The sequence below is a fragment of the Streptomyces sp. NBC_00104 genome, assembly GCF_045160825.1.
Taxonomy (GTDB): Bacteria; Actinomycetota; Actinomycetes; order Streptomycetales; family Streptomycetaceae; genus Streptomyces.
Genome location: NZ_CP108215.1, coordinates 322530 through 349465 on the forward strand (window position 1 = coordinate 322530; position 26936 = coordinate 349465).

Sequence of the window (26936 nt, forward strand, 5' to 3'; positions counted from 1 at the left end):
CCCCCATCCCACATCAGCATCAGCAGAGAGCTCGGAGGATATGTCGGAAGCGAACTGGCAGGTCGCCGGCGCGGAGGTCGACCACGGACCGTACCGTCCGGTGGCGGCCCTCATCGAGGAGCAGGCCGACCGCACCCCAGGCCGTACTGCCCTCGTCCACCGGGGCGAGACCGAGACGACCCTGACCTACGCGGAGTTCGACGCGCTCGCCAACGGGCTCGCCGCGGAGCTGACGTCGGCCGGTGTGCGTGACGGCGACTTCGTCCCGCTCCTGATCGGCAACAGTGTGGAACTCCCGCTGTGCATGGTCGCCCTGATGAAACTGGGCGCGGTGTTCGTCCCCTGCGACCCGGCCTGGCCGGAGGAGCGGCTGCGCACCGTCCTGAAGGTACTCGATCCCCCGCTGTCACTGACCACCGGGCCCGTCGTCCGCACGGACCGGCCGTCCCGTGTCGTCTCCCACCGGACCATCACCCCACGCACCGAACGCCCCGGGCCACGGCCCGCCGCCGGGCGTCCGGTGTACGGCGTCTTCACCTCCGGCACCACCGGCGTCCCGAAGTGCGCCGTCAACCTGCACGGCGGACTGACCAACCGGTTCCGTTTCATGTCCCGCCACTTCGGCGCCACCGGCGACGAAGTGGTGCTGCAGAACAGCCGCCACACCTTCGACTCCGCGATCTGGCAACTGCTGTGGCCCTTGACGACGGGCGGCCGCACGATCATCCCCGAGCAGGGCGAGTTCCTCGATCTCGAACGGACCGTGGACACCATCGCCCGGTACGGGGTGACCGTCACCGACTTCGTGCCGGCGATCCTCGGCATGCTGGTGGCCCTGCTGGAGGCCGAGCCGGCACATGTCGCCGAGATCGCCTCGCTGCGCCATCTGGTCGTCGGCGGCGAGGAGATCATCCCGCACGCCGTGCACCGGCTGAGGGAACTGGTGCCGGGGCTCGGCATCACCAACGGGTACGGGCCGTCCGAGGCGAGCATCGGCATGGTCTTCCACCGCGTCGACGGCACCGAGGGCGACCACATCCCGCTCGGGCGGCCCATCGACAACTGTTACGCCGTCATCGACGGGGCGAACGCCGACGGCATCGGGGAGATCCTCATCGGGGGTGCCTGCCTGGGCGCCGGATACCTCGGCGATCCGGACCGCACCGCCGAGGCGTTCGTCCCCAACACCTCCCCCGGCGTCCCCGGCGAGCGGTTGTACCGCACCGGTGACCTCGGATGGTTCGACGACGCGGGGCTCCTGCGCTTCGCCGGGCGCCGGGACCGGCAGGCCCAGGTCGACGGCGTACGGATCGAACTCCGCGAGATCGAGACGACCGCCGAGGCCTGTCCCGGCGTCATCCAGGCCAAGGCGCTGACGCTGCGGCGGTCCGGCCGCACCCGGCTGGTCGTGGCCGCAGCGTCCGAGGAGGGCACGACCCCGGCGACGCTCCGCGGGCATCTTGCGTCCGTGCTGCCGCGTATCCAGGTGCCGCAACACTGTTTCGTGCTGCAGGCACTGCCGCTCACCGACAACGGCAAGGTCGACCTGCGGGCGCTGCGCACGATCGTGGAGGAGAAGCTGGAGTCCGGCGCGGGTACCGGCCCCGGTTCCGACCCCGGCGGCACGGCCGGGCCCACCCGCGCCGAGCGGGTCGCCGGGGTCATGGGCGCCGTGCTCGGCCTGCCCGGCTTCGGCGTCCGGGACGACTTCCTCGACCACGGCGGGGACTCCCTCACCGCGCTGACCGCCGCCCTGCGCATCCGGGAGACGCTCGGCCTGCGCGTCGGCATCTCCGACCTCTACGCGCACCGCACACCGCTGGCGCTCGCCGCCGCCGTCCCGGACGACCGGACCCCGGACACCTCCACCGCCGACGACGCCGCCCTGATGGAGCGCGACGCCGAACTGCCGGAGGAGCTGGCCGCGTCGGCCCGCCGGGCAACGGGCAGCCGCCCGGCCGTGCCACCCCGCACCGTGCTGGTCACCGGGGCCACCGGCTTCGTGGGAGCCAGGGCCGTACACCGACTGCTGACGGCCACCGGGGCGCGGGTGGTGTGTGTGGTGCGGGCCCGCGACGACGCGCACGCCGGACTTCGGCTCGTCGAAGCCCTGCGCGCGCAGGGCCTGTGGGACGAGACAATGGCCGGACGGCTCGACGCCCGGCGCGGCGACCTCGCCCGGGCCCGGTTCGGCTGGACGCGGGAGGTCTGGGAGTCGTACGCCGACCGGTGCGACGCCGTCCTGCACATCGGGGCGCTCGTCAACTTCCTGCTCGACTACCGGGCCCACCGCCCGGCCAATGTCGCCGGCACGGTCGAGGTGCTGCGGTTCGCGCTGTCCGGGCGGGCCAAGGCGCTGCACCACGTCTCGACCCTCGGTGTACTCGACCGGCAGGCGGCCCGCGCGGGGGGCCGCCTCGGCGAGGACTTCGATCCCACGGAGGCGGTCCCGCCGACGAGCGGCTACAGCCGCTCGAAGTGGGTCGCGGAGCGACTGGTGCTCGCGGCCGGGCGGCTCGGCGCGCCGGTGACCCTCTACCGGCTCGGCGAGATCATGCCGGCCGCCGACAACGGCGTACCGAATCCGAAGGCGCTGACGCATCTGCTGCTGTCGGCGTTCCTCCGGCTGGGTCTGCGGCCCGACGTGCCCATGCGGTCGGACTACACGCCCGTGGACGAGACGGCCGCGCGGCTGGTGGCCGGGCTCGCGGAACCCGCCGAGGGTGCCGTCCACCATGTGTTCCGGGACGGCGGTGTGGACTTCGCCGCGATCGGTCTCGCGCGGGGCGAACGGACCGTGCCGCCCGCGGAGTTCATGGCGGCGCTGCGGGCCGCCGCCGACGAGGACGAGGGTTCCGCCGCGGCCGTGCTGGCCGCCGTGCTGACCATGCTGCCCGCCTCCGGGCGCGACGGCACGCCGGACTTCCGGCGGCTGCTGACCGACAACCCCGGCCTGTTCACCCGCGACTCCTGTACGGCGCTCGATGCCCGGCACGGCGTGCGGGAACCGCCGCTGGAGGCGGCCCTGGCCGCCTACCGCACCACCCTCACCCACTGAAACGAGAGGACGACATGCGCCATCGCACCATGGGCCGGCTCGGCTGGCAGGTCAGCGAGATCGGCTACGGCATGTGGGGCATCGGCGGCGGCCCCGGCGGGTTCACCGGCTGGGACTACGACACGGCGCCCGACTGTCTGGACCTGGCGGTGGAGGAGGGCTGCACCTTCTTCGACACCGCCTGGGTCTACGGCCGGGGCGTGAGCGAGCAACTGCTCGGCGCCCTGCTGCGCCGGCGTCCGGACCGGCGCCTCCGCGTCGCCACCAAGGTCCCGCCGCTCAACCGTGAGTGGCCGCCCGGCCCGCAGGACACCCTCGACGACGTCTTCCCGCCCGGCCACATCCGGGAATACGTGCACCGCAGCCTGGAGAACCTCGGCACGGACCGTATCGACCTGCTGCAGTTCCACGTCTGGGAGGACCGCTGGAGCGACGACGAGCGGTGGCAGCGAGTCATCGCCGACCTCAAGGCGGAGGGCGTCATCGAGGGCTTCGGCATCAGCGTCAACCGCTGGGAACCGGCCAACTGCCTGCGCGCGATCGACACCGGACTCGTCGACGTCATCCAGGTGATCTACAACATCTTCGACCAGGCCCCGGAGGACGAACTGTTCGAGCGGGCGCTGCGCGACGACATCGGCATCATCGCCCGCGTCCCCTTCGACGAGGGCGGCCTCACCGGCCGGCTCACCCGGGACACGACGTTCCCCGAAGAGGACTGGCGCGCCGTCTACTTCGGCCCGGAGAACCTCGGCCCGACCGTCGAACGCGCCGATCTCCTCAAGAAGATCCTCCCAGTCGGCGTCACCCTGCCCGAGCTCGCGCTCCGCTTCATCCTGCACCACCCCGCCGTCAGCACGGTCATCCCGGGCATGCGCACCCCCGAGCACGCACGCGCCAATCTGGCCGTCTCCGGAGCCCCGCCGCTCGACCCGGCGCTGCTGGCGGAACTGCGCGAGCACCGCTGGGACCGGCAGCCGACGGCATGGTCGATGTGACCGGGACCCCAGCCCCGCGAGCGACGCCGCGCCCGACCGTCATCGCGATGTGGGCGCACCCGCGCGCGGTCTCCACCGCCTTCCTCCGCATGATGATCGAGCGCGGTGACCTCACCGTCGTGCACGAACCGCTGGTGCTGCTCACCGACCACGGCGAAGTGTCCGTCCCGGACCCGGACGGCGGGGAGGCGACACTGCGCGACCCCGGCGAGCTGCTGGCCCACCTCGCGCGGCTCGGCACGCGCCGGCCCGTGTTCTTCAAGGACACCCTCGAATACCACTACCGGCATCTCTTCGACCATCCGGAGCGGATCGCCGGGTTCGAGCACACTTTCATCGTCCGCCATCCGGCCCGCACCATCGCCTCGCACCACGCGGTCAAGCCCGAACTGGCGTGCCACGAGGTCGGTTACGAGCACCAGTACGCCCTCTACGAGCTGGCCTGGAAGATCACCGGCCGACGCCCGGTGGTCGTCACCGCGGAGCGGCTGCTCGCCGACCCGGCGGCGGTCGTCTCGGCGTACTGCGAGCGGGTCGGGCTGCCGTTCCTGCCCCAGGCGTTGAACTGGCAACCCGGAGAGCGCTCCGAGTGGCGGCAGAACCGGCGCTGGCACCTCGACGCCATCGCCAGCGCGGGGTTCCGCGCTCCGGAGAAGGAGTACGCCGTCACCGTCGACAACGACGCACGGCTGCGCGGCTTCTACGAGCACCATCTCCCGTACTACGAGCGCCTGGTCGAGCACGCGCTCTGATGCCCACCCCGATCCCAAGGACGTACGCCCTGATGACGACCACCGGCTCGACGACCACCGCTTCCCCGGGCGAGCAGTTCGCCCGGGCCTTCGCCGAGGACCCGGACAAGGCCGAGGTCCGGTTCGACTACACCATCACCGACTCCTTCCAGCCCGGGAAGGACCGGCCGCGGCTGACCGCCCGCAATCTGTTCAAGAAGCAGCGTGTCACGACGGAGACCGTCCGGTCGTGGTTCGAGACCCGGCCCCCTGTGCCGGGGGCGTCGGGCGGACTGCGGGAGAGCGCGTACCGCTTCGAGGCGGCCACCTACGGAGTGCGGCCGATCACCGCCTGGGTGCAGATACCCGAGGCACTCGCCGGACAGCCCGACGCGCTGGCCCAGTTCATCGACCACCGGCTCATGGTCCGCCTCGGCACCGCGGAGAACCGCGCCCTGACCCGGGACATCGTGGACCACCCGGATGTGGCCACGCTGCCGTACACCGGCTCCTACGCCGCCGGGGTGCTCGCCGCCTTCAACGAGATAGAGCAGCAGGGCGGCACCGGCCACGCCCTGATGATCAACCCGCAGGACTACTACGGGGAGTTGGTGGGCGCCGGCAGCCTCCTCGCCGACCTCGCCCGCGAGCAGGTGATGGTCTGCCGCCACCGGCATGTGGCGCCAGGATCCGCGCTGGTCGGCGACTTCGCGATGGCCGCACGGCTGCTGGAGGCCGGCCGCTCGGTGATCAAGGTCGCGGAGGCCCCGCCCGGCGTCTTCGAGCGGCCGGGCACGGCGGTCTGCGCCGAGGTCCACGAGAGCGTCGCCGTGCGACAGCCGACCCACTTCTTCCACGCGGTACGCGCCTGAGCGGACTCCCGTCAGCGTCAGGTGCTGGCTCCGTCCAGGCCGTTGCCGGGCTGTTCTCCTGGGGGACCTGGCGGTGCTCCGTCGGGTCCCCGCCACTGCTTCGCCAGCGGCGACGCCGACGTCGGCCAGTGCGGGGACCCCGTGCTGCTCGACCTCCGCTCTACTCTCTTGTGGTTACTCGGGAACTGTCGGAGAGTGGCTGCCGAACGGGACGAACGCACTTTCGGTGACTGGGGAACGTGATGGGGACCAAGCAAGAGCTCAAGGGCCTGCCCGAGGACGCGGACCTCAGGCGCGCGGACTCCCTGGCGCGGGAGATCTTCTCGGATGTCGCCAACAAGTGGGCACTCCTGATCATCGAGGCGCTCGGCGAACGCACCCTGCGCTTCAGCGAGTTGCGCAACGAGGTCGAGGGCGTCAGCCACAAGATGCTCACCCAGAACCTGCGCATGCTCGAACGCAACGGCCTGGTCGACCGCAAGGTGCACCCCACCGTGCCACCACGGGTCGAGTACACCCTCACCGAGCCGGGCCGCGCCCTGCGCACCACCGTCGACGCCCTCTGCGGCTGGACGCACCAGCACCTCGGCCACATCGAGAACGCCCGCCACCGCTTCGACACCTGACGGGCGTCCAGCACCCCGGCCGGGTTCTGGGCTTCGGGCGGCCCACCGGCCACGCTCTCCGGACAGCCGCTCACATCGCGCCCGGCGGTGTGCTGGTCTTCAGCGACGCGGTCGACCTGACGAGCGGGTTGACGCGAGGCACCCCGACTCGTCTTGGCCGGACGCCCCCATCGCCACCTCGCCGGACACACCGTTGTGACGGCACGGCGAGGCCGGTCCATGCCTGTTGTGTGGATCGTGCGTGCGCTATAAACAGGCCGGTGACATTGATCGTTGAGCGAACCGACGCACGTACGTGGCCCGACGAGCAGATACGAGAGCTCTTCAGTGAGGGCTTCCCGGAGTTCATCACAGCCGATCGGCTGGCCAAGCAGTACATCGGAAGGATCAGGGAGTGGTTCGCCGACCTCGACCTCACGCTGGTGGACGAGCACGGCATTCCTGTCGCGGCCGGCTGGGGCATACCGATCCGCTGGGACGGGCGTACGGAGACACTCCCCTCGGGCTACACCCAGGCGACCATCCGCGCCGTGGAGGGCCGAGAACAGGGCATCGCCCCCGACACCTTGGTGATCTGCGGGGCGATCGTCTCCCCGTCACTCAAAGGTCGCGGCCTGGCCGGGGAGACACTCACCGCACTGCGTCGGCTCGCCGAGGAGGCCGGGTGGCCACATGTCATCGCGCCGGTACGCCCGACGTCGAAGGCCAGCTATCCCCTGACCTCCATCGAGACGTTCATGAAGTGGACCCGCGAGGATGGTACGGCCCTCGATCCATGGGTCCGGACGCACCAGCGTCTCGGAGCACGCATCCTCGCGGCGGCTCCCGAGTCGCAGACCATGACCGGCACGATCGCCGAGTGGGAGCGGTGGACCGGCATGGTGTTTCCCGAATCGGGTGACTACGTCATCCCAGACGGGTTGAGTCCGCTTAGGATCGACCGTTCCGACGATCAGGGCACCTATGTGGAGCCCAACATCTGGATGCGGCACCTCTGAGCACTGGACGACACGATGCTCATGCGGCCCCGATCCGGGGCCTGAACTGACGCAGCCTCAGCCGCACAGGGAGTGCCTCATGCCCTCCGGGTCACGGGCGGCGCGCCACCTCGGCAACAGAGATTCGCCACCGGCACCGGTCGGCGTCATGGTGGCTGGTGGCGGCCTGCGACGATGAGACCGCAGCAGGCCGCCACCGGCCACGACGGGATCCCCGGGGCGAGCGGCTACGGATCGGCGCGCCGACCGAGTGAGCCGGGCCGGCCTCTCAGCCGGACATGGCCTTCCCGGCCCGCTTCTCCAGTTCCTCCGGGGGGACGTCCTCCACATGTGTGGCGACGTGCCACCGATGACCGAAGGGGTCCTCGAACTGCCCGACCCGGTCGCCGTAGAACTCGTCCTTGACCGCGCTCAGCTCCGTCGCGCCCCTGGCGAGGGCCTCGGCGAAGACCGCGTCCACGTCCTCGACGTACACGTACAGGTTCACCGGCGTGCCGCCGAGCGACTTCGGCCCGCGGAACCCCAGGTCCGGGAACTCGTCCGCGACCATGACGATCGAGTTGCCGATCCCCAGCTCGGCGTGATGGACCCTGCCGTCGGGTCCCGCCATCCGCATGCGTTCCGTGGCGCCCAGGACAGCGACGTAGAAGTCGATCCCGGCCGCCGCACCGTCGACACAGATGTACGGCGTGACACGCGGATACTCCTCGGAAAAGGGCTTCACACTCACTGTCTGCCACCTTCCGGTCAGCGAGGACCGTGCCCGGGGACGTGTGACGGTCCTCGCCGCCACCCGGCATGCCGGCCACCCCGACGAACGCCGAGACGCAGCCAAGCCTGGCACTCATCACCGGCCCACGCAGCCCGACGGCCAGTCCCGTTGGTACCGGCCCGGGTGCGCTCCGGCCCGGAGCCACGTCGCCCGATGCCACTCCGGCCGATGCCACTCCGGCCCGGGTGCCGGGCATCGGCCCCCCGATGCATCGGCCGACGTCCCAGCCTCGGACTTTCGGCCGACCGCTCCCCGCCGGAACCGACGAGTCCTGACCGATCGGCCGAGGTCGGGGCCCGGGGCGCGACGGGAGATTGGAGCCTTCTTCCTTCCCGTCCGTCAGGAGCACGGCCATGCCGCTTCAGCCACCCCTCGCCGCGCCCCCGCGTCCGGTCGTTTCCGGTGCTTCCTCGGGCGATGGCGCACCGGCCGCTGGTCGGAGAGGTCGGTGGGAGGGGGTGCGCCGGGACCGTGTCCACTGGGTCTACTGGTCGGTGTGCGCGGGGTTCGCGCTGATGCTGGCGGTGGTCACGACGATCCAGGAGCATCGGGTGTGGGGCGGGTGCGCGGCCGTCGGCTACGGCGCCGCGGCCCTGCTGACCCGTCGGGCCCCGCGTTCCTGGAGCAGGACCGGCGCGATCGCGGCGCTCGTGGGGGCGGTGGGCGTTCCGCTGGCCGTGCTGATGGTGCTGGGGGTGGCTCAGCCCGAGGTCGGTGTCGTCGAACACTCGGCCGGTCTGCTCCTCGGTTCCGGCAGCCCCTACGCGGCGCACCCGCTGCGGGTCGACGACTTCAACCCGTATCTGCCGGGCATGGCGATCTTCGGACTGCCTCACGTGCTGCTGGGCGGGACACCGCTCGGTGACGCCCGGTTCTGGTTCGCCGGGGCCTTCCTGGTGACCATGGCGCTCGCCGTCCGCCATGGAGCTGCCGGGCGCGGGCCCGTCGCGGCGGGCCGGACGAGGCGACCGAACACCGTGCTGCTGCTGGTGGGCTTTCCGGCGGTCGCCCTGCCGCTGGCGGTGGGCGGGGTCGACCTGCCGGTGATCGGACTGATGTGTCTGGCACTCGCGCTCGCGGGACTCGGTGGATCCGGGACGGCGGCGGGTCTGGCCATGGGAGCGGCGGCGGCGCTGAAGTGGACCGCCTGGCCCCTGCTGCCCGTGGGCCTGGCGCTGGTCGCGGTCACGGCGGGCCGCAGGGCCGCCGCCCGCGCGGGTCTCGTCGCCCTCGGTGTGGCGGGTCTCGTGGTGGTGCCCGTGGCGTTGGTCAATCCCCGGGCGTTCACCGAGCACGTGGTGCTCTTTCCCCTCGGCGCGGCCGGCGTGACATCGCCGGCGACCAGTCCGCTGCCCGGGTATCTGCTGGCCACGTATGTGCGGGGTGGGCGTGCCGTCGCGGTCGCGGCGCTCGTGACGACCGCCGTAGCGATGGCGGTCTCACTGGTCGTGCGTCCGCCGCGCACCGTCGTCGCCGCGGCGGACCGGCTGGCGCTCGGACTCGGCCTGGCCATGTGCCTCATGCCGGCCACCCGCTTCGGATACCTGGTCTACCCACTGCTCCTGGCCGCGTGGTTCCGCCAGGACAGGACAACGCCGGTGACCGGCTCCGCGCACACCACCGCACCGCGCCGCGCCGACGGCGGCGCCGGACCTCACCCCGGTGCAGGGGCGCATGGCCGGAGGACGAGTGAGAGCAGGGCCGCATGACGATCCGCGTGGTCCTCGTCGACGACCAGGACATGGTGCGCTCGGTGTTCGCCGTCCTGCCGGCCGCGCAGGGCGACATCGACGTGATGGGTGAGGCCGCCTACGGCCGTCGAGGCGTCGAGGCCGCCGTACGCACCCCGACGTGGTGCCGATGGACATGTGTGCGCCGCTGTTCCTGTGAGAGGTTCGCCCGCGCGCACACTTGTGTGACCGCCCGCCCGGGGTCAACCACGTACGGGGCGTTCGGTGGTGGCGGAAGACCTGTGCGGCCGGGTCCGACGGTCGTGGCCCGGACATCGTCGCCGTCGGCGGTCGCAAGGAAAGGTGCTGTCCGCGCCGAAAGAGACGCGATGGTGAGTACCATCCGCACACAGCGTCATTCGTTTGCCGGGAGGAACTGCCATGACCGAAACACCGTCGGAGACAACCGATCTCAAGGCGCAGTACACCGCCCAGGTCGCCGCCGACCTTGAGCGCAACGCCAAGGAGCAGGACCGTCTCCGTGCGGAGATCGACGCCCTGCAGGAGCAACTCCAGGGCATGCAGCGGGATCAGAGCGTGCTGGTGAACATGCAGCAGGCCCTCGGTGTCGTGACACCTGAGGCCGCTCCCGAGGCCGAAGGGGTCGCGGCACCTTCCGTACCCCGGCAGAAGGCCGCCACCACCTCGGAAACAGGCAAGCGAACCCGCGCGAAGAAGGCCACTCCCCCTCCCCCGCAGGGCGGCAAGCAGACGAAGAAGTCCGCCGCCGCCAAGACCACGGCCCCCACGAAGGCCCAGCCCACCCTCGTCGAGCTCATCCGCCGCCACCTCACCGAACAGAGCGAACCGCGCTCCGCCGCCGAGGTCGCCGCCGCGCTCACCCAGGCTCACCCCGACCGCCGTATCCAGACCAACGTCGTGCGCACCACCCTCGAAGGGCTGGTGGCCAAGAGCAACGCCCAGCGCACCAGGCAGGGTTCGTCCGTCTACTACACCGCTCCCGACGCACAGGAGCCGAGCACATCACCCCAGGCCGAGTCCGAGTCCGAGTCCGCGCAAGCGAAGGGCTGAGGCTGGGCCCTCCACTCCCCGGAGAAGTGGCCTGGGGCCGCACCGAGCAGGCCGTATGCTCGCGTAAGTCACGCAACCTGCTGCGACAAGGGTTCCGAGCATGCGCGGTAACGATGAGGGGTCGACGACGTCCCCAGGGGACCGGCCGAGCGTTCTCGTCGTGGCGGGCGATCCCCAGGACGTCGAGGGACTCACCCGGGTACTGGAGCCGGCGGGCTACCGCGTCGACACGGCGGGCGGTGCCGCCGAGGGGGTGGCACGGCTCAGGCGGGCCGGGTTCGATCTGATGGTCTGGGACGCCACTCTGCCGGAGAACAAGGATCTCACCCGGGGTCGCCGTCTCGTCCTGGACCACCGACCGGCGTCGTCGACACCCCGCAGGGCCGGCAGGAGGCGGCCAACCATCCGTCGATGCGGCGGCTGATCGACGCCACGCCCCTCGGCCGCACCGGCCGGTCGGAGGAGATGGCCTCCGTCGTCGCCTTCCTGCTGTCGGACGAGGCGAGCTTCCTCAGCGGCGTCGACATCCTGGTCGACGGCGGCGTCTACGCGGCCGTACGTGACCGCTGACCCGACGCTTTGGTGAGTAAGGGCCGAACACACCCGGCCCTGACCCGCCGCGCTACAGGGCCATCAGACCGGCGGTCGTCTCCTTGAAACCGCAGGCATCGACGTAGAACGGCCGCAGGTGCTCCTCGAAGTCGACGTGGAGCCATGCGCACTGTGCGGCACGGGCTTCACGAGCTGCGGCGGCGACCAGCGCGGCGCCCACACCTTCCGCGCGGCGATGCCGGGCGACCACCGTGTCCAGAAGGAAGGCATGGACGCCACCGTCCCAGACGACGTTGACGAAGCCGATCAGGGAGCCGTCCTCCCACGCGCAGACCCAGCCGAGGCTGTGGCGCTCAAGTCGTCCTCGCCAGTCGGTCTGAGCGACCGGGTGGCCGAAGCCGTCGGCGTGGAGCGCGTTGAGGGCGCTGTTGGCGAAGTCGCCTCGCCACTCATACGTGATCGTCATTCCGCAATCGTTCCACCCCGGTCGGGGCACGCGCCCCCAGAACGAGTTGGTTCGCCGATCGCGAGGCCGACCCCACCGAAGACGACGGTCGCGCCGACGTACACGGGTAGCGCGATCCGCTTACCGGGGAGGCAATCGCGAGGTGGCCGAGAGCCGTGCGCCACGGGGAGGCCCCGGGGCGCAGGGCTCTCGGTAGCTGGTCACCTCCGGTGTCCGGCCTGGCCTTCGCTCAGGACGACGGCGCTCGTGCGGTTGGTGTGGGCGTCCTGCAGGCAGCCACGCAGGCGCAGCACGTCGTGGGACGGCAGGGCGGGGCGGATGAGTGTGGTGGAGACACCGTCGTCCACGCGGCTCAGCGTGGCGTCCTCGTTCCGGGCGGCGCTGGAGCGGCGGCATGTCTCCCATAGGTCCGCCGCGGCGAGTTGCACAGCCCGGGGGCTCTGGTCGCCGTAGGTCTCGACACGGAACACCACGGTGGTGCTCGCAGCCTCGGCACCGGGTCACGGGGCTGTTCGAGCCGCTTGCGCACTTCCTCGATGCGGGCGTCGGACTGCTCCAGCCGACCCTGCAGTCGGGTCAGGCGGTGAGCAGCACTCGTCCCGGCCGCGCACATCCAGCAACGACTCGAACCGCCCCGCCATGGAGGACTCCTCGGTGCCCCGTACACGGAGGAGGAGCATACGACCAGTGGGCGCTCCCGCCCCTCGGGGCCGGCCAGTGCCCGACAGGCGGCGCGCACGGCGTCATCCCCGGCGGCCGCCCGGGGCGCCCGATGGACGGGCACCAGCACGAACCCGGCAGCGGGCAGCCCCGCGACGGCGGCACCCGCCAGATTGGCGGCCTTCGCTCCAGTGACGGCCGCGTCCTCGACGTCTTCGGCGTCTTCGGCGTCCGGCGGTACGACCGCCGGTTCCGCACCTGTGACCGCCAAGGCCATCAGGACGTACCAACCCGCACGGACACCCGGCAGCGCCAAGTAGTCGACGATCAGGTGGCCGTTTCGGCGAACTGGTTGGTGTCGAAGAGCTGGTTGATGTGGCCACCGAGTTCGGACCAGTGGTGTCCGGAGAGTTCGCCGGCGGCGCGGGCGTCACCGCCGGCGCAGACGTCGATGAGTTCGTCGTGGTGCTCGATGGTGTTGCGGCCGCCGAGCAGCGTGGAGAACTTGCGGTAGAGGATGCGGTGGATCTGCGGGTGGAGCTGCTCGACGATCCGGCTGAGCACGGGGTTGTCCGCAGCCGCGATGGGGATGGCGTGGAAGCGGTCGTCGGCGGCGAGTGCGGCGGTGGTGTCGTTGGCGGCGACCGCACGTTCGAACGCGCGGTTGGCTTCGCGCATCCGCCGCAGGTCCTGTTCGGTCATAACCGGAACCGCTGTCTCGATGGCGAGTTGATCGAGGGAGCGCAGGACGGCGAGGGTCTTTTCGACATCACGGCGGTTGAGGGTGGTGATACGGGTGTAGACGCCGGGCTTGGACTCGACCAGGCCGATGTCGGCGAGCCGGGCGAGCGCCTCGCGCACCGGAGTGCGGCTGAGGCCGAGGCGCTCGGCGAGCTCACCGTCCCTGACCTTCTCGCCCGGGGGAAGTTCACCGCGCACGATGGAGTCGCGCAGGCGGTGGAACACCTCGTCGCTGAGGAGGCGGCGAGAGACAGGGCGGTCAAGTGACATATTGCGTACAGTACATCGCCACTCACTCGCCCCGTACGGTCTCTCGCCGTAAGGCGTCCTGTACGGCTTCCTGTACGACTTCCTGTACGGCTCCGCCTTCGGCCAAGGCCCGGCGGACCAGGGCCTGGGCCAGCACGAGCGCCGGATCGACGAGGGGTACGGCCACGGCGTCCACGGGAAGCCCGAGGGGGATCTCGGTGCAGCCGGCGATCACCGCTTGCGCGCCCTGCTCGGTCAGGCGCTGTGCGGCGCGGGCCAGCGACGCGGTCGTCGCGTCGTCGCGGGCGCCTGCTTTCACCGCGCGGATGGCGGTCATGACCTCATGTTCCTGGACAATGTCGTCGGGCAGGATGAGGCGGATCCCGAAGCGGTCCAGCCACTCCTGGTAGAGGCCCGCACGGACGGTGCCCGTGGTCGCGAGCAGTCCGGCGGTGTGGATGCGCGGGCTCAGCAGGGTGAGATGCCGGGCGACTTCTCCGATCATGTGGACGATGGGCAGGCCGACATGGTCGGCGATGCGCGGGACGAAGGCGTGCGCGGTGTTGCACGGGATGGCGATGACGGTGGCGCCGGCCTCGCGCAGGACACGGCTGCCGTCGAGCAGCCAGGGAGTGGGGTCGGGGCCGTCACCCAGCAGGGCCTCGGTGCGGTCGGGGATGGTCGGGTCGGACCAGATGACCGCACGAAGGTGGTCCTGGTCGCTGGAACCGGGCGTCATGGAGACCAGCTTGGCGTAGAAGTCGGCCGTGGCGGCCGGGCCCATGCCGCCCAGGATGCCGATGATCTCAGTGGCGCGGGCGGGGGTGTGGGCGGGGGCGCTGGTGGGGGCAGTCACTGGACGGGTTCCTTCTGCAGGGCCTCGACCTCGGGCTGGGCCGGGGTAGGGGCGGCCTCGCCGGTGCCGCGTTTGGCTTCGCGCCGGTTCTCGGAGCTGTCGACGACGGCGGCTGCGAGGGAGTTGCCGATGACGTTCACGCCGGTGCGGGCCATGTCGACGATGAAGTCCACGCCGAGGAGCAGTGCGACGCCTTCGGCGGGCAGGCCGATGGAGTTGCCGGCGGCGAGGAGGACGACGATGGAGGCCGAGGCGACGCCGGCCATGCCCTTGGAGAGGATCACCAGCACGCCGACCATGAGCAGCAGGGCGGGCAGGGAGGTGTCGGCGCCGTAGGCGTTGGCGAGGAAGACCAGGGCGGCGGCCTGGTAGAGAACGGAGCCGTCGGTGTTGAAGGAGTAGCCGAGGGGGACGACGAACGAGGTCGTGGAGCGGCTGAGGCCGAACGCCTCCAGCTTGCCCATCAGCGGGGCCAGCACCGATTCGGAACTGCGGGTGACGAAGGCGATCCCGGCCAGACCGGCGATGGACTTCAGCAGGTGGACGTAGCGGACGCGGTAGATCGCGGCGATGAGCGGGAAGAGCACGCCGACGACGATGGCCAGTCCCGCGTAGACGACGGCGATGAAGCCCATCAGGCTGCGCAGGTTGCCGAAGCCGTAGTGGGCGACGTCGTAGGAGATGAAGCCGAGCACACCGAGCGGGGCGATCCGGATGACGTAGCCGACGACCTTGAACATCACCGAGGCGACGGACTCCAGCACGGCGGCGAAGGGCTCGGACTTCTCCCCGATCGCGGCCATCGCGACGCCCACGAGGAGGGCGAAGACGATCGCGCCGAGCAGGTTGCCCTCGCCGAACGCGGCGAAGATGTTCTTCGGGAAGGCGTGCAGGACCAGTTCGTGGAAGTCGACGCCCTGGCTCAGGCCGTCCAGGTCCTTGGCGTCGGAACCCTCGACGGGGGCGCCCTTGCCGATGCCCGTGAACTTGGCCAGGCCCACCGCGATCAGCAGGATGAGGGTGGTGACGATCTCGAAGTAGAGGATCGCCTTGCCGGCGATGCGGCCGACCTTCTTGACCGACTCCATGCGGGCGATGCCCAGCACGATCAACGGGAAGACCAGGGGCAGGACCACGACCTGCACCATGTTGAGGAACACGTCTCCGAGGATCTTCATCTGCTCGCCCGCGGAGGGGGCGAGGGATCCGATGAGGGCTCCGAGACCGACGGCGACGATCGACTGGATCCCGATCGGCATCCGCAGACATCGCCGCAGGAATCCCGAGGGCCGGGGCGATGGGGTGGCCGGGTCGGCGGGGCGGGGACGAGCGGTGTTCACGAGAAGACCTCCTGCCATACGCAATATATTGCGTTCTGCATGTTGGTCGGTAACACTGAAGCCGGAGGCGGTGGCCTGTCAAGGGGTCCCACGTCGGCAGCCCGCCTCATGTCCGGCGGCAGGAGACGAGGAGCATCAGATGGCGCGGACCACACGCATCGAGCACGACCTGGTCGGAGACAAGGAGGTGCCCGCCGACGCCTACTACGGCGTGCACACCGTGCGGGCCGTGGAGAACTTCACGATCACCGGATCGACCATCGCCCGGTTCCCCGACCTGATCGCCGCACTGGCCTCGGTCAAACAGGCGGCAGCACAGGCCAACCGCGAACTCGGCCTGCTGCCGCCGGACATCGCCGGAGCGGTCATCGACGCGTGCGAGGAGATCCGCGCCGGACGGCTGCACGACCAGTTCGTCGTCGACCCCGTCCAGGGCGGGGCCGGCACCTCGACGAACATGAACGCCAACGAGGTCATCGCCAACCGGGCCTTGGAAATCCTCGGCCATCCCCGCGGTTTCTACGACGTGATCCATCCCCTCGACCACGTCAACCTCGGCCAGAGCACCAACGACGTCTACCCCACCGCCGTACGTCTGGCGCTGGTCACCTCACTGCGCCGGCTCGGGGACTCCCTGGGGGCTCTGGCCACGGCCTTCACCGAGAAAGCGGCGGAGTTCGGCGGCATCCTGAAGATGGGCCGCACCCAGCTCCAGGACGCCGTCCCGATGACGCTGGGCCAGGAGTTCACCACCTACGCCGTCATGATCGAGGAGGACCGCCAGCGCCTCACCGAGGCCGCCGCCCTGCTGCTGGAGTCCAATCTCGGTGGCACCGCGATCGGCACCGGAATCAACGGCCACCCGCGCTACGCCGAACTCGCCTGTGCGTACCTCGCCGGGATCAGCGGCGAACCCGTGCGGCCCGCGGGCGACTTCATCGAGGCCACCCAGGACTGCGGAGCCTTCGTACAGCTCTCCGGCGTCCTCAAGCGCGTCGCCGTGAAGCTCTCCAAGACCTGCAACGACCTGCGCCTGACGTGCTCCGGCCCCACCACCGGACTCGGCGAGATCAACCTGCCGCCGGTGCAGGCGGGTTCGTCGATCATGCCCGGCAAGGTCAACCCGGTGATCCCCGAAGTCGTCAACCAGGTCGCCTTCGAGGTCATCGGCAACGACCTGACCGTCACCATGGCCGCCGAAGCGGGACAGCTCCAACTCAACGCCTTCGAACCCGTCATCGCCTACAGCCTGCTGCGCTCCCTGACCCATCTGCGCGCCGCCTGTGACGCCCTGGCCACCCGCTGCGTCCCCGGCATCACCGCCAACCGCGCACACCTCCACGACAGCGTCCACCGCTCCATCGGCCTCGTCACCGCGCTCGCCCCGCACATCGGCTACGCCGCCTCGACCACGCTGGCCCGCCGGGCCCTGGCCACCGGCCGTCCCATCAAGGACCTCGCCGCCGAGGCCGGCCTGCTCACCACCGACCAACTGGACACGATCCTCCGCCCGGAGAACCTCACCGGTCACTCCGCCCGTCCATCGGCGGAAGTCGTCCAGGCGTGAAGGGGAAGTCCGCCCAGTCCGGAATCGCAGCGCTACTCGGCCGGCCCTCGATCCCGGTCCACATTCGCGTGGGGGGCCTCAAACAGGGGGACCGTCCTGCGAGTTGGAGGGCCTGAACGTCGGCGCCACGCCGTCCGGCGGAGCACCGGCGTGCACACGCAGAGCGGCATGGACGGTTGCGGAGATATGACTCCGGTTGCGGTCGACGACGCGGTTTCCGAGGGGCTCGTCCATGACGCCGTTTCCGAGGGGCCCGTCCCTCCGTCTGCCGACTCAGTCGAGCGGGACGCCGGTGTGGTGCTCCAGGGCTTGGACGAGGCGTGCCTGGAAGGCTTCGTCCCGCGCCGCGGAGTGTGGTGTCTGGGTCCGTCGGTGGTACCAGTAGCCGCCGGTGTGCGGGGTCACGTCATGGTGGGTGGCGAGCCACGTCTGTGTCTGGTGCCCGGCCGCCAGGTCGTCCGATGCGCCGGCACCGCCCATGCGTGTGGGAACCCATCCGGGGTCGACCGCGTGGCTGGTGGTTCCTTCCCAGCGGGAGGCGCAGGCGAGCGCGAGGGCGGTGACCCACAGTTTGGTGTCGTCGTAGGAAGCGGTGCCCGCCGTCAGTCGGCGCAGGTCGGTGGAGCCGGTGCGGTGCATGGAACTGCTGAGGTAGATGAGCCTGGCCGGCTTGTCCATCAGAGCCGTCAGCAGGTAGGGCGCGACCGTGTTGACGGTGACCTGTTCGGGCGAGTTCAGGACGCCGGCGTTGTGGATGACGGTGTCGAAGCGGCCGAACTCGGCGGCCTGCCGGGCCACGTCGCGGATCTCGTCGACCTCGGCGAGATCCCCGGTGACGACGCCCTTCCACCAGCCGGTCTCACCGCCGCCGGTGAGGCGGGCCGGGTCGCGGACATGGGCGACCACGTCATGCCCTTGGCCGGCCAACGCCTCCGCCGTGTCGCGCCCGAGTCCGCTGGATGCCCCGGTCACCAGAACCAGTGCCATGTCAGTCATCTCCCGTCCGCATGTGCGTCGACGACGGCGCCCGTCCGGCCACTCCGGATCGCCGTCTCGACGACGTCCGGAACGGCTGCGGCCTCCCCCAGTATCACCGGTGGTGCGCACTCGCTCCGGTTCGTCTCCTCGACCGCTCGGTAGAAGTCCGGGCAGCAGCCGGGGAGCAGGGTGACGGGCTCCTTCTCGGTCATTTCGGCGGGGCGCTCGGAGGCCGAGGGGCAGAGACGGTGGCGGTGTCGTGGGTGGCTGCCCAGGAAGCGAGCAGGTGGAGGCCTTCCGCGGAGGGCGAGCCGGGTTCGGCGGTGTAGACGGTGAGGGTGAGACCGGGTTCGGCGGTCAGGGCCAGGGACTCCCAGGACAGGGTGAGTTCGCCGATGACCGGATGGTTGAAGCGCTTGGTGCCGGTGCCGTGGTGGGTGACGTTGTGGGCGCCCCAGCGGGAGCGGAAGGCGTCGCTCCGCGTGGAGAGCTCCCCCACCAGATCGTGGAGCTCCTTGTCGTGGGGATCGCGACCGGCTTCGGTACGCAGGATGTCCACGGTCATGCCGGAGGCGAGGTCCCAGTCCGGGTAGAAGCGCCGGGCCGCGGGATCGAGGAACTGATAGCGGGCGAAGTTCGGCGGCTTCGTGCCGCCGTCGTAGAGGTCACCGAAGAAGGCGCGGGCGAGCTGGTTGGCGGCGAGCAGGTCCAGGCGGCCGTTGATGACGACCGCGGGGCCGGCGGTGACGGCATCCAAGGTCCATTGCAGGCTCTGGCGCAGGGTCCGCTCCTTGCCGGAGCGCCGTCGGGGGCGGGCGAGGGAGTCGGAACCTTCCTGGGCCTGGGCCAGGTGCAGCAGGTGGACGCGTTCGGCGTCATCCAGCCGGAGGGCTCGGGCGACGGCTTCGAGCACGTTGGGCGAGACACCGGCGAGGTTCCCGCGCTCCAGCTTGGCGTAGTACTCCACGCTCACATCGGCCAGCGCGGCGACCTCGCTACGACGCAGACCGGTCACCCGGCGCCGGGAACCGGCCGGCAGCCCCACCTGCTGCGGAGTGATCTTGGCTCGCCGCGAGGTCAGAAACTCGCGGACTTCGTCACGGTTGTCCACACCCTGACCGTACGACCGAGTCCGGCGGATTGGGATGTACTGCCAGTACACCCCTCATCAGTAACTGGCTGCCCTCACGCGATGGGGGTTGCCTGGACGCCGTGGTGCTGACGAGTCGCCGTCACCCGAACAGCGGTGACGACGAGCGCTCCACACCTGGACGGTGCGGTTCCCCCGAAGAGGATTCGGCGCCGCAGGCGCTGGTACACGCGAAGCAAGTGAAGCAAGTGAAGCACGTGGAGCAAGGAAGGCAAGGAGCGTCAGGTATGCGTGGAGTGGTGATGTACAAGGCCGGCGACGTGAGGGTGGAGGAGCGTGACGATCCGAAGATCGTCGAGCCCACCGACGCGGTCATCCGGCTGACCGCGACCTGTATCTGCGGGTCGGACCTGTGGCCCTACCGGGGGATCGAGCCCGTCGACCACACGGCCATGGGGCACGAGTACGTGGGCGTGGTCGAGGAAGTCGGCTCCGACGTGAAGAACGTCAAGGTGGGCGACTTCGTCGTCGGGTCGTTCGTGATCTCCGACAACACCTGCGAGATCTGCCGCTCGGGCTACCAGTCGGGCTGCGTGCACCGGGAGTTCGTGGCGCAGTCGGTCGGCACCCAGGCGGAGAAGGCCCGCATCCCCCACGCGGACGGCACTCTCGTCCCGACCCCGGGACAGCCGGACCCCGAGCTGATCCCCTCGCTGCTCGCCGCCTCCGACGTGCTCGGCACCGGCTGGTACGGCGCCGTCGCCGCCCAGGCCGGCCCGGGCAGGACGGTCGCGGTCGTCGGCGACGGCGCGGTCGGTCTGATGGCCGTCCTCGCCGCCAGGCAGCTGGGCGCCGAGCGGATCATCGCGATGTCCCGCCACCCCGAACGGCAGGAGCTGGCGCGGTTCTACGGCGCGACCGACATCGTCGAGGAGCGCGGTGACGCGGGCGTGGCGAAGATCAAGGAACTCACGGGAGGACTCGGCGCACACTCGGTGGTCGAGGCCGTCGGAACCGAACAGTCGACCATGCAGGCGATCGGCGCCACTCGCCCCGGTGGGCACATGGGCTTCGTCGGCGTCAACTACGACGTCTCCATCCCCGGCTTCGACCTCTTCCTCGCCGGCATTCACCTGGAGGGCGGTCCCGCCCCGGTGCGCCGCTTCCTGCCCGACCTGATCCAGCTCATCTGGGACCGCGAGATCGACCCGGGCAGGGTCTTCGACCTCACCCTGCCGCTGGAGCAGGCCGCGGAGGGCTACAAGGCCATGGACGAACGGCGCGCCACCAAGGTGCTCCTCACGTTCTGACCCGCCACCGCGCAGGGCCCCGGGAGCGGTCCCTGTTCTTGTTGAGGCGCGTCCCGTGATCTCCAGCTACTTGCTTACAGGTCGGGGCGGGAGGGCGGGGGTGCGGTCGAGCCGCGGAGGACGAGTTCGACCGGTAGCTCGCTCGCGGGAGGCAGATCGGTGTCGGGCGTCTCGATGGCGTGGACGAGGAGCCTGATTCCCTCTCGTGCCGCCTCGTCGAAGGGCTGTCGCACAGTGGTCAGGGGCGGGGTGACGTAGGCGAAGACGGGGTTGCCGTCGAAGCCCACGACGCTGATGTCCTCCGGCACCCGCCGGCCGGCTTCCCGCAGCGCGTGGATCAGACCGATCGCCATCTCGTCGCCCGCCGCGAACACCGCCGTCACCGAGCCGTCCGCAGCCAGCTCACGGCCCGCCGCGTAGCCGGACTCGGGTGACCAGTCGCCTTCGAGCGCGGGAGGTTCATGCGCTCCTCTCGCCGCGAGCGCCGCCCGCCAGCCCTCGATACGGTCCTTCGAGGCGTACCACTGCCCCGGACCGGCGAGGTGATGGACCGTTGTGTGGCCCAGATCCAGCAGGTGCTCGGTGGCCGCCCTCGCCAGGTCGTACGCGCCCACGCCCACGGTCAGGGTTTGGGCGGAGGTGAAGGCCGGTGGCGCGCCCAGGAAGAGGAGCGGCACGTCGACCCCGACCCTCACCTCCCCCTCCACGATGGGCTCGGAGACGACGATGCCGTCCACGCCCTGTTCGAGGAGTGAGGTCACGGCGCCGGCGATGCCGTCCGGTTCCCCGTCCACCGTGTTGACCATGCGCAGGGCGTAGCCGGCGTCCCGTACGGCCCTCTCGATGCCCACCAGGAGCGAGGCCGTTCCGTATCCGGCGGTCCCCAGGGCCACGACACCGATGGACCGGCTCCGGCCGGAGGCCAGCGCCCGCGCCGCATGGTTCAGGCGGTAGCCGAGCTCCTCCGCGGCTTCGAGGACGCGTCGACGGACCTCGTCGGAGACGTACGGCTCGTTGTTGAGGACCCGCGACACCGTCTTGCGCGAGACCCCGGCCAGGCGGGCCACATCCGCGCTGCGCGGTGCGGCCGCAGCCGTACCGCGCGCCGCCACTCGTGTCATCGATTCTCCCGGCGAGCGTGAGCCTGTATGAGCGAGGCCCACCATATGACCGCGCGGCGAGTGACCGCGCGGTCATATCTACGGAGTCGCAGGGGCGTGCGTCAAGAGCGCCGACCGATTTTCTCGCGAGCCGGTGTCCACGGCTTCAGCGCAGGTCGACGGTCAGTCGGTACCGGCCGGAAGGCAGGCGGTACGAGGACACCCCGTCCGCGTGGCCGAGGAAACGCACGCCGTCCACGCGGGTCAGCGGGGTCCGTCCCGCACGGACCGCATCCGCCGAGGCGGCCGGGAGGCGCGGAGTGGCCTCGCTGTTCGCGGGCACGACCGCCTCGTACGCCAGGGTCCGGCCCCGGCCCTGGACCTCCCACTCGCTTCGGATCTCACCGTACGGCGACTCGTAGGTGCCGCGGACCTGGGTGATCCGCCCCGTGGGATCGAGGTGGGGCCGGAGAACGAAGCGCCTGAAGCCGGGGCTGTCCGGGTCGCGGGCGATGCCGGCCGTGTACGCGTACTCGCTGTGAGCACGGTTCGGCGACGTCATGCCGGTCCGTGGCCGCGAGGTGAGAACCCCTCGCGGCCATCGCGGTCGGCATCGTCCGCACCGCGCTCTGCATGGCTCACGCCGTGGTCCTTTCGGTTCGCCGGGGGAATCGGTCACAGATCGCGGGTGGTGAACGTGTGCTGCCCCGAACCGACGACATGGGTGGCGCGGTCGCCGGTGGGCAGCCGGATCTCCGCAGTGGCGTTCGGCGGGAGCTCCACATGGAGCCGGAACCTGTTCTTCTCGCGCGTCCACCGCGCGGACACCACGCCGTACGGGGTGCGATAGCTGCCCTCGGCATGGGTGAGGTCGCCGACCGGGCGGGGGTCGATGACCAACTCGCGGTATCCGGCCCTGCCGCGCGCCTGGCGGATGCCCACCACGCCGCTGTGGAACCACTCCTCGATCTGCAACAGGATCATGTGGTTCTTGGAGTTGCCCATGTCCCACTGTTCGGGGATGGTCGTCAGACCTTCGGGATGGGAGGTGGTGGGTGCCATGAAGTGGCCGTAGCCCGGGCGGGTGTCCTCCTGGAGGACGGCCCACAGGACGTCGTCGTGGCGGCCCTCGTGCAGGGCCCTGACGATCGGGGCGAGACCGATGGTGCCGCCGCTGAGGTGCGGCCCGCCCCCGAACGGCCGGTGGGCGTAAACCAGTTCCACCAGCGCGTCGAGGACCTTCCCGCGCTCGCCCTCCGGTACGAGGCCCTCGTCGAGCGCGAGCGCCTGCGCGGCCTGCGTGGCTCCGGCGGCGCCCCGGTCGCCCTCGGCGGTGTACCGGCCGAGCGCGGTGTTGTAGAAGGCGTCGTTGAACGCGTCCTTGATGGTGGCCGCGAGGTTGCGGTACTCGGCCGCGTCCGCGTCACGCCCGATCAGGGCCGCCATCCGGGCCATGCGGTCGGCGATCTGGTGGTAGCCCCAGGTTCCGGTGATACGGCCCGAGGTGTTCTCACTCGCGATCCAGTCGCCCAGGGCCGCGTCCACGAGACAGGCGTCCGCGCCAATGCCGGCCTTCCTGGTCCTGATGTAGTCGAGGAAGGCCCGCATCCGCGGGTAGTGGCGGCTCATCGTCTGTGTGTCGCCGTACGTCTCGTACAGCAGCCAGGGCACCAGGATGATGCCGTTGCCCCAGTTGATCTCGTCGCCGAACCGGCCGGTGTACCCCCAGTCGTACACCGGGGCCTTGAGCGCCACGTTGCCGATGCCGTCACCGGCCCTGGACTGGCCCTCGACCAGGTGGCGCTGCATGGTGCGCAGGTAGGCCGCGTATCCGAACGTGCGGTGGAGGGAGCCGAAGGGTTGTACGTAGTCGGCGGGGTACGCGAGCTTTTCACGGCCGGGGCAGTCCGTGAAGGTCGACATGACGTTGCTCATGATCGAGTAACGGGCCATGCGGTGGACGCGGTTGATCCGGTCGTCGGAGGTCCGCAGGGAGCCGGCGACCGGCACGTCCGCGTGGATCTGCAGGCCGGTCACCGTGTCCCGGGTCGGTACATAGCCCTCGGGCAGGCCGGTCACCTGCAGCCACTGCATCCCGAAGTAGTGGAACCGCGGATGCCACCGCTCGCTCCGCTCGTCGCCGTACGTCGTGTAGGTGGCGAACACCTGGGTGCCGCGAGCGGCGCCGCCGCCCATGATCGACGCCTGGTCCACGGTGCCGTCGGCGTTCAGCGACTCGGCGGGGGACAGCCTGACCGTCGTACCGGCCGGGAGCGGGCCGTCGAGGTCCAGCAGCGGCCAGCCGGCGAAGTTCTGCCCGAAGTCGAAGACCCACACGCCGGGCCGCGGCTGGGTGACAGCGACCGGGCGGAGCCGGTCGACGATCCTGAGCGGCTCGGCCACCCGCCAGACCAACTCGGTGGTCAGATTGGGCGGCGGGGCGATTCCGGCGTCGGTCCAGCCCATGGCCGTGCCGTCGCGGCGTTTCGCCGACCCGCCGAGATCCGCGCCGGGGGCGGTCCACGCGGGCTGCTCGCGGCGCGCGTCGTGGTCGGAGCCGGAGTACCAGTTGGCGGTGACGGTCGGGCCGAGGGCCGTCCTCCACGAGCGGTCGCTGACGACGGTCTCGACCGTCCCGTCGGCCTTCGTGAGTTCCAGGCGGGCGATCAGACGCGGGGAGACGGCGGCGCCTGCGCTCGGGTCGGTGCTCGCGAGGGAGTTGCCGGAGCCGGTGACGGCCGCGCCGCCGGCGTGCCCGGAGGAGAGGCCGGGCTCGAAGGTGATGCCGGTGCCGTCGGCGCCTGCGGTGCCGACGGCGGTGATGGTGCGGGTCTCCAGGCGCTCGCCGCCGTCGCCGGTGTCGATGTTGACCGTGCCGCCGACGTGGTAGTTGGCCACGCTGCTCACCTTGACGGTGGTGGTGCCCCGCGCGGCGGGCGCGGCCAGGCTGCCGCTGCCTTTGAACTGGCTCTGCCACCAGCTGTACGGGGCGGTGCGGCCGGTGGTGGGACGGGTGACGGACCGGGTCACGAGCGCCGTGCCGTGACCGAGTTCGACACCCAGGGTGTTGTCACCGGAGCGGATGAGCCCGGTGACGTCGTACACCCGGTATTCGGTGGAGAGTTGGTAGTTGGAGTTGCCCGGGGCGAGCACCTCGTCGGTGACGGGCCTGTCGTTGAGGCTGGCCTCGTGCAGTCCGACGCCGGACAGGTACAGCCTCGCCCTGACGACCCTCCCCCACCGGCCGTCCACCCGGAAGGCACGGGCGAACACGGGCAGGGGCTGCTCGACGGTGCGGCCCGGGTGCTCGATCCACTGGGCCTCGCCCCAGTCGGAACGCTTGAGGAGCCCCATCTCCCAGGTGCCGGGGCGGCTCCATGGTGTCGCGTCGCCGCCGGTGCTCCACGCCCGCACCTGCCAGACCACCCGGTCCCGCGAGGACAGGGCGGGACCGTGCCAGGCGACATCGGTCTGGGCCGGGGAGCGGACCTTGCCGCTGTCCCACAGCAGACGGCCCCGGTCGAGATCCTTCCGGGTGCGCGCCGCGCGGAGCCGGTAGGCGGACTGCGTCCATGCCCCGTCGGCCCCCACCACCCGCCAGCTCAGTCGCGGTGCCGGGTCGTCGACACCGAGCGGACTGTCCTCGCGGCCGTCGACGGCCAGACCGGTGACCCTCGCTCCCCGTCTGTCGCCCACCTCGTCGGCGTGGGCCGCCGGCACAGGGGGCCCGGGGACGGCGGGGACAGCCAGCCCGGCCGCCGAGACAGCCATGGTGCCGACCACCTGTCGCCGGCTCAACGCCTCCTTCGGGACGTCGGGCATACCAAACCTCCGATCGATCACACCATGGTGGATTTAAACGTTTCATTCAGATGCTGAAGGAGAGCCGTCGGCCGCCACGCGCGGTGGCCGACGGCTCGATGGTCAGCTGCCGGCCTTGTAGTCGGCGTCCATCTCGTCGAGGAGCTTCTCCGGCGTGGACTGCCCGCTGAAGATCTCCTGCAGGCCGCTGAGCATGGTCTGCTGGACCTTCGGGTTGGGCCAGAGCTGGTCCATGAAGGGCACCGTGCGGTCCGACCCGATGAACTCCGAGAGTTCGGCGAGTGACGGGTCCGCGGCGAAGCCCGTGTCGGGGAGGGAGGGCAGGCCGCCCTGCTTCTCGACGAACGTGTTCATGCCCTCGGGCGACATCACGAAGTCCACGAACTTCATCGCCAGTTCCTCGTTCCTCGCCTTCGCGTTGACACCGTACCCGGCACCCGCGGCGGCGGGTATCAGGGTCTCGGACGGGTCGTCGGTGGCGGGCAGCGCCTTGAGCGTGAACGTGCCCTTCGGGTTCTTCTGCTTGAGGAGGGCGATCACCCAGTTGCCCTGGACGATGCCGAGGGTCCTGCCGGTGGCGGCGAGTTGCTGGCTGGCTTCGTAGGTGGTGCCCAGCGGGTTCTTCTGGAAGCAGCCGGTCTTCTCCATCGTCACGTACTTGTCCAGGGCGGTGGCCCACGGGGACTTCGCGAAGGTGGCGTCGCCGGCCTGCATCTTCTTGTCGAAGTCCCGGTCCTCGCCGTAGACGGTCGTCGCGACCAGGGCGTATGCGACGAGCTGGGTCACCCAGTTGTCCTGGTTGCCGAGCGCGAAGGCCGGGGTTCCCTTCGCCTTCGCGGCCTTGCAGAAGTCCAGCAGTTCCGTCCAGGTGTCCGGCGGGGTGAGTCCGGCCTTCGCCACGGCCTGCTCGTTGTAGACCGCTCCGATGCCGTTCTGCCCGAAGACCGCGGTGTACGTCTTGCCCTCGTACTGGGCGACGGACTTCATCGCGTCCGGCAGCTCGGCGGCCCACGGCCGGTCCGACAGGTCGCGCAGATAACCCGGCTCGGCCAGGACGTAGGTGGCCCCCGGATTGCCGTTGCCGGGCCAGACCGACAACACGTCGGGGGCGGTGCCCGAGGACAGCTGGGTGCGGATCTGCTGCTGGTACTGGTCGGCGCCGCTGGTGGTGTAACGGACCTTGACGCCCGGGTTGGCCTTCTCGAACGCCTTGACGACGTCCTCGACCGAGCCCTGGTCGATCGACGCGAGGGTGAGCGTCTTCGAGTCCTTCGAACCGCCGTCGGAGCCCGCCTCGGTGCCGCCGCCGCAGGCGGCCAGCAGGGCCATGGACGTGACCGTGGCGGCCAGGACCGGGAGTGTGCGTGTCTTCATGAAGTCCCCCTCGG

At 70.6% G+C, this 26936-nt stretch carries 24 protein-coding genes and 1 pseudogene; 12 read left to right on the forward strand and 13 right to left on the reverse strand.

Annotated features, from left to right (window positions below):
- Positions 1-40 precede the first annotated feature (40 nt).
- The 6 genes from OG272_RS01200 (at position 41) to OG272_RS01225 (ending at position 7283) form a co-directional block, all read left to right on the forward strand.
- A complete protein-coding gene (locus OG272_RS01200; RefSeq protein ID WP_405892205.1) occupies positions 41-3058 on the forward strand; it encodes a non-ribosomal peptide synthetase in 3018 nt (1005 codons plus the stop codon).
- Between the two features lie 14 nt (positions 3059-3072).
- A complete protein-coding gene (locus OG272_RS01205) occupies positions 3073-4056 on the forward strand; it encodes an aldo/keto reductase (protein WP_327731902.1) in 984 nt (327 codons plus the stop codon).
- A 47-nt stretch (positions 4057-4103) separates the two neighbouring features.
- A complete protein-coding gene (locus tag OG272_RS01210; protein WP_327731900.1) occupies positions 4104-4808 on the forward strand; it encodes a sulfotransferase family protein in 705 nt (234 codons plus the stop codon).
- A gap of 32 nt (positions 4809-4840) precedes the next feature.
- A complete protein-coding gene (locus OG272_RS01215) occupies positions 4841-5659 on the forward strand; it encodes a family 3 encapsulin nanocompartment shell protein (RefSeq protein ID WP_405892206.1) in 819 nt (272 codons plus the stop codon).
- A 242-nt stretch (positions 5660-5901) separates the two neighbouring features.
- On the forward strand, positions 5902-6285 hold the full coding sequence (locus OG272_RS01220; protein ID WP_326573363.1) for a helix-turn-helix domain-containing protein: 384 nt from the start codon (positions 5902-5904) through the stop codon (positions 6283-6285).
- A gap of 260 nt (positions 6286-6545) precedes the next feature.
- Positions 6546-7283 (forward strand): hypothetical protein, encoded by a 738-nt coding sequence (locus tag OG272_RS01225; RefSeq protein ID WP_328505239.1) that lies wholly within the window; start codon positions 6546-6548, stop codon positions 7281-7283.
- 268 nt (positions 7284-7551) lie between these two features.
- Here OG272_RS01225 and OG272_RS01230 read toward each other — a convergent pair whose 3' ends face one another.
- Positions 7552-8013, reverse strand: a complete 462-nt coding sequence (locus OG272_RS01230; RefSeq protein ID WP_326573367.1) for a VOC family protein — start codon at positions 8011-8013, stop codon at positions 7552-7554.
- A 500-nt stretch (positions 8014-8513) separates the two neighbouring features.
- On the opposite strand from OG272_RS01230, the gene OG272_RS01235 reads away from it, so the two are divergent.
- From OG272_RS01235 to OG272_RS01250, 4 genes are all read left to right on the forward strand, one after another.
- Entirely contained in the window at positions 8514-9764 is a 1251-nt protein-coding gene (locus OG272_RS01235) for a glycosyltransferase 87 family protein (RefSeq protein WP_328222160.1), read from the forward strand.
- A 402-nt stretch (positions 9765-10166) separates the two neighbouring features.
- Positions 10167-10817, forward strand: coding sequence for a hypothetical protein (locus OG272_RS01240; protein ID WP_328222161.1), 651 nt, complete (start codon positions 10167-10169; stop codon positions 10815-10817).
- Between the two features lie 100 nt (positions 10818-10917).
- Entirely contained in the window at positions 10918-11241 is a 324-nt protein-coding gene (locus tag OG272_RS01245; RefSeq protein ID WP_327731893.1) for a hypothetical protein, read from the forward strand.
- A complete protein-coding gene (locus OG272_RS01250) occupies positions 11229-11387 on the forward strand; it encodes an SDR family oxidoreductase (protein ID WP_327731892.1) in 159 nt (52 codons plus the stop codon). Before OG272_RS01245 ends, OG272_RS01250 begins: the two co-directional genes overlap by 13 nt.
- A gap of 52 nt (positions 11388-11439) precedes the next feature.
- Here OG272_RS01250 and OG272_RS01255 read toward each other — a convergent pair whose 3' ends face one another.
- The 5 genes from OG272_RS01255 to OG272_RS01275 form a co-directional block, all read right to left on the reverse strand.
- Positions 11440-11835 carry a GNAT family N-acetyltransferase gene (locus tag OG272_RS01255; protein WP_327731890.1) on the reverse strand — a complete coding sequence of 132 codons (396 nt, stop codon included), beginning with the start codon at positions 11833-11835 and terminating at the stop codon, positions 11440-11442.
- Between the two features lie 200 nt (positions 11836-12035).
- Positions 12036-12305: a hypothetical protein gene (locus tag OG272_RS01260; RefSeq protein WP_328222162.1), complete on the reverse strand. Its 270-nt coding sequence runs from the start codon at positions 12303-12305 to the stop codon at positions 12036-12038.
- 517 nt (positions 12306-12822) lie between these two features.
- Complete coding sequence (locus OG272_RS01265) at positions 12823-13506, reverse strand: GntR family transcriptional regulator (RefSeq protein ID WP_405892207.1); 684 nt, start codon at positions 13504-13506, stop codon at positions 12823-12825.
- 22 nt (positions 13507-13528) lie between these two features.
- Entirely contained in the window at positions 13529-14341 is an 813-nt protein-coding gene (locus OG272_RS01270) for an amino acid racemase (RefSeq protein WP_328222164.1), read from the reverse strand.
- Positions 14338-15681, reverse strand: coding sequence for a dicarboxylate/amino acid:cation symporter (locus OG272_RS01275; RefSeq protein ID WP_405892208.1), 1344 nt, complete (start codon positions 15679-15681; stop codon positions 14338-14340). The genes OG272_RS01270 and OG272_RS01275 overlap by 4 nt, the downstream gene beginning before the upstream one ends.
- 139 nt (positions 15682-15820) lie before the next feature.
- Between OG272_RS01275 and OG272_RS01280 the strand changes: the two genes are divergently transcribed.
- Positions 15821-17248 (forward strand): aspartate ammonia-lyase, encoded by a 1428-nt coding sequence (locus tag OG272_RS01280; protein WP_405892209.1) that lies wholly within the window; start codon positions 15821-15823, stop codon positions 17246-17248.
- Positions 17249-17521: 273 nt separating this feature from the next.
- Here OG272_RS01280 and OG272_RS01285 read toward each other — a convergent pair whose 3' ends face one another.
- The 3 genes from OG272_RS01285 to OG272_RS01295 are packed head-to-tail and all read right to left on the reverse strand — an operon-like array spanning position 17522 to position 19337.
- A complete protein-coding gene (locus OG272_RS01285) occupies positions 17522-18235 on the reverse strand; it encodes an SDR family NAD(P)-dependent oxidoreductase (RefSeq protein WP_405892210.1) in 714 nt (237 codons plus the stop codon).
- A gap of 5 nt (positions 18236-18240) precedes the next feature.
- Positions 18241-18438: a hypothetical protein gene (locus tag OG272_RS01290; protein WP_327731881.1), complete on the reverse strand. Its 198-nt coding sequence runs from the start codon at positions 18436-18438 to the stop codon at positions 18241-18243.
- Positions 18435-19337: a helix-turn-helix transcriptional regulator gene (locus OG272_RS01295; protein ID WP_327731880.1), complete on the reverse strand. Its 903-nt coding sequence runs from the start codon at positions 19335-19337 to the stop codon at positions 18435-18437. The genes OG272_RS01290 and OG272_RS01295 overlap by 4 nt, the downstream gene beginning before the upstream one ends.
- Before the next feature lie 266 nt (positions 19338-19603).
- Here OG272_RS01295 and OG272_RS01300 point away from each other — a divergent pair, with 266 nt between their 5' ends.
- A complete protein-coding gene (locus OG272_RS01300) occupies positions 19604-20626 on the forward strand; it encodes a zinc-dependent alcohol dehydrogenase family protein (RefSeq protein WP_326573388.1) in 1023 nt (340 codons plus the stop codon).
- A gap of 74 nt (positions 20627-20700) precedes the next feature.
- Here the strand turns inward: OG272_RS01300 and OG272_RS01305 are convergent, their stop codons facing one another.
- The 4 genes and pseudogenes from OG272_RS01305 to OG272_RS01320 all read right to left on the reverse strand — a co-directional run bounded on the left by OG272_RS01305 (position 20701) and on the right by OG272_RS01320 (position 26922).
- Entirely contained in the window at positions 20701-21747 is a 1047-nt protein-coding gene (locus OG272_RS01305; protein ID WP_405892213.1) for a LacI family DNA-binding transcriptional regulator, read from the reverse strand.
- A 145-nt stretch (positions 21748-21892) separates the two neighbouring features.
- A pseudogene (locus tag OG272_RS01310) lies at positions 21893-22258 on the reverse strand (alpha-L-rhamnosidase C-terminal domain-containing protein); the annotation flags it as partial.
- 143 nt (positions 22259-22401) lie between these two features.
- The gene (locus OG272_RS01315; protein ID WP_405892214.1) at positions 22402-25548 is read right to left on the reverse strand and encodes a family 78 glycoside hydrolase catalytic domain; all 3147 of its coding nucleotides are present in this window, start codon (positions 25546-25548) and stop codon (positions 22402-22404) included.
- Positions 25549-25650: 102 nt separating this feature from the next.
- Positions 25651-26922 carry an ABC transporter substrate-binding protein gene (locus tag OG272_RS01320; protein ID WP_405892215.1) on the reverse strand — a complete coding sequence of 424 codons (1272 nt, stop codon included), beginning with the start codon at positions 26920-26922 and terminating at the stop codon, positions 25651-25653.
- Positions 26923-26936: the final 14 nt, after the last annotated feature.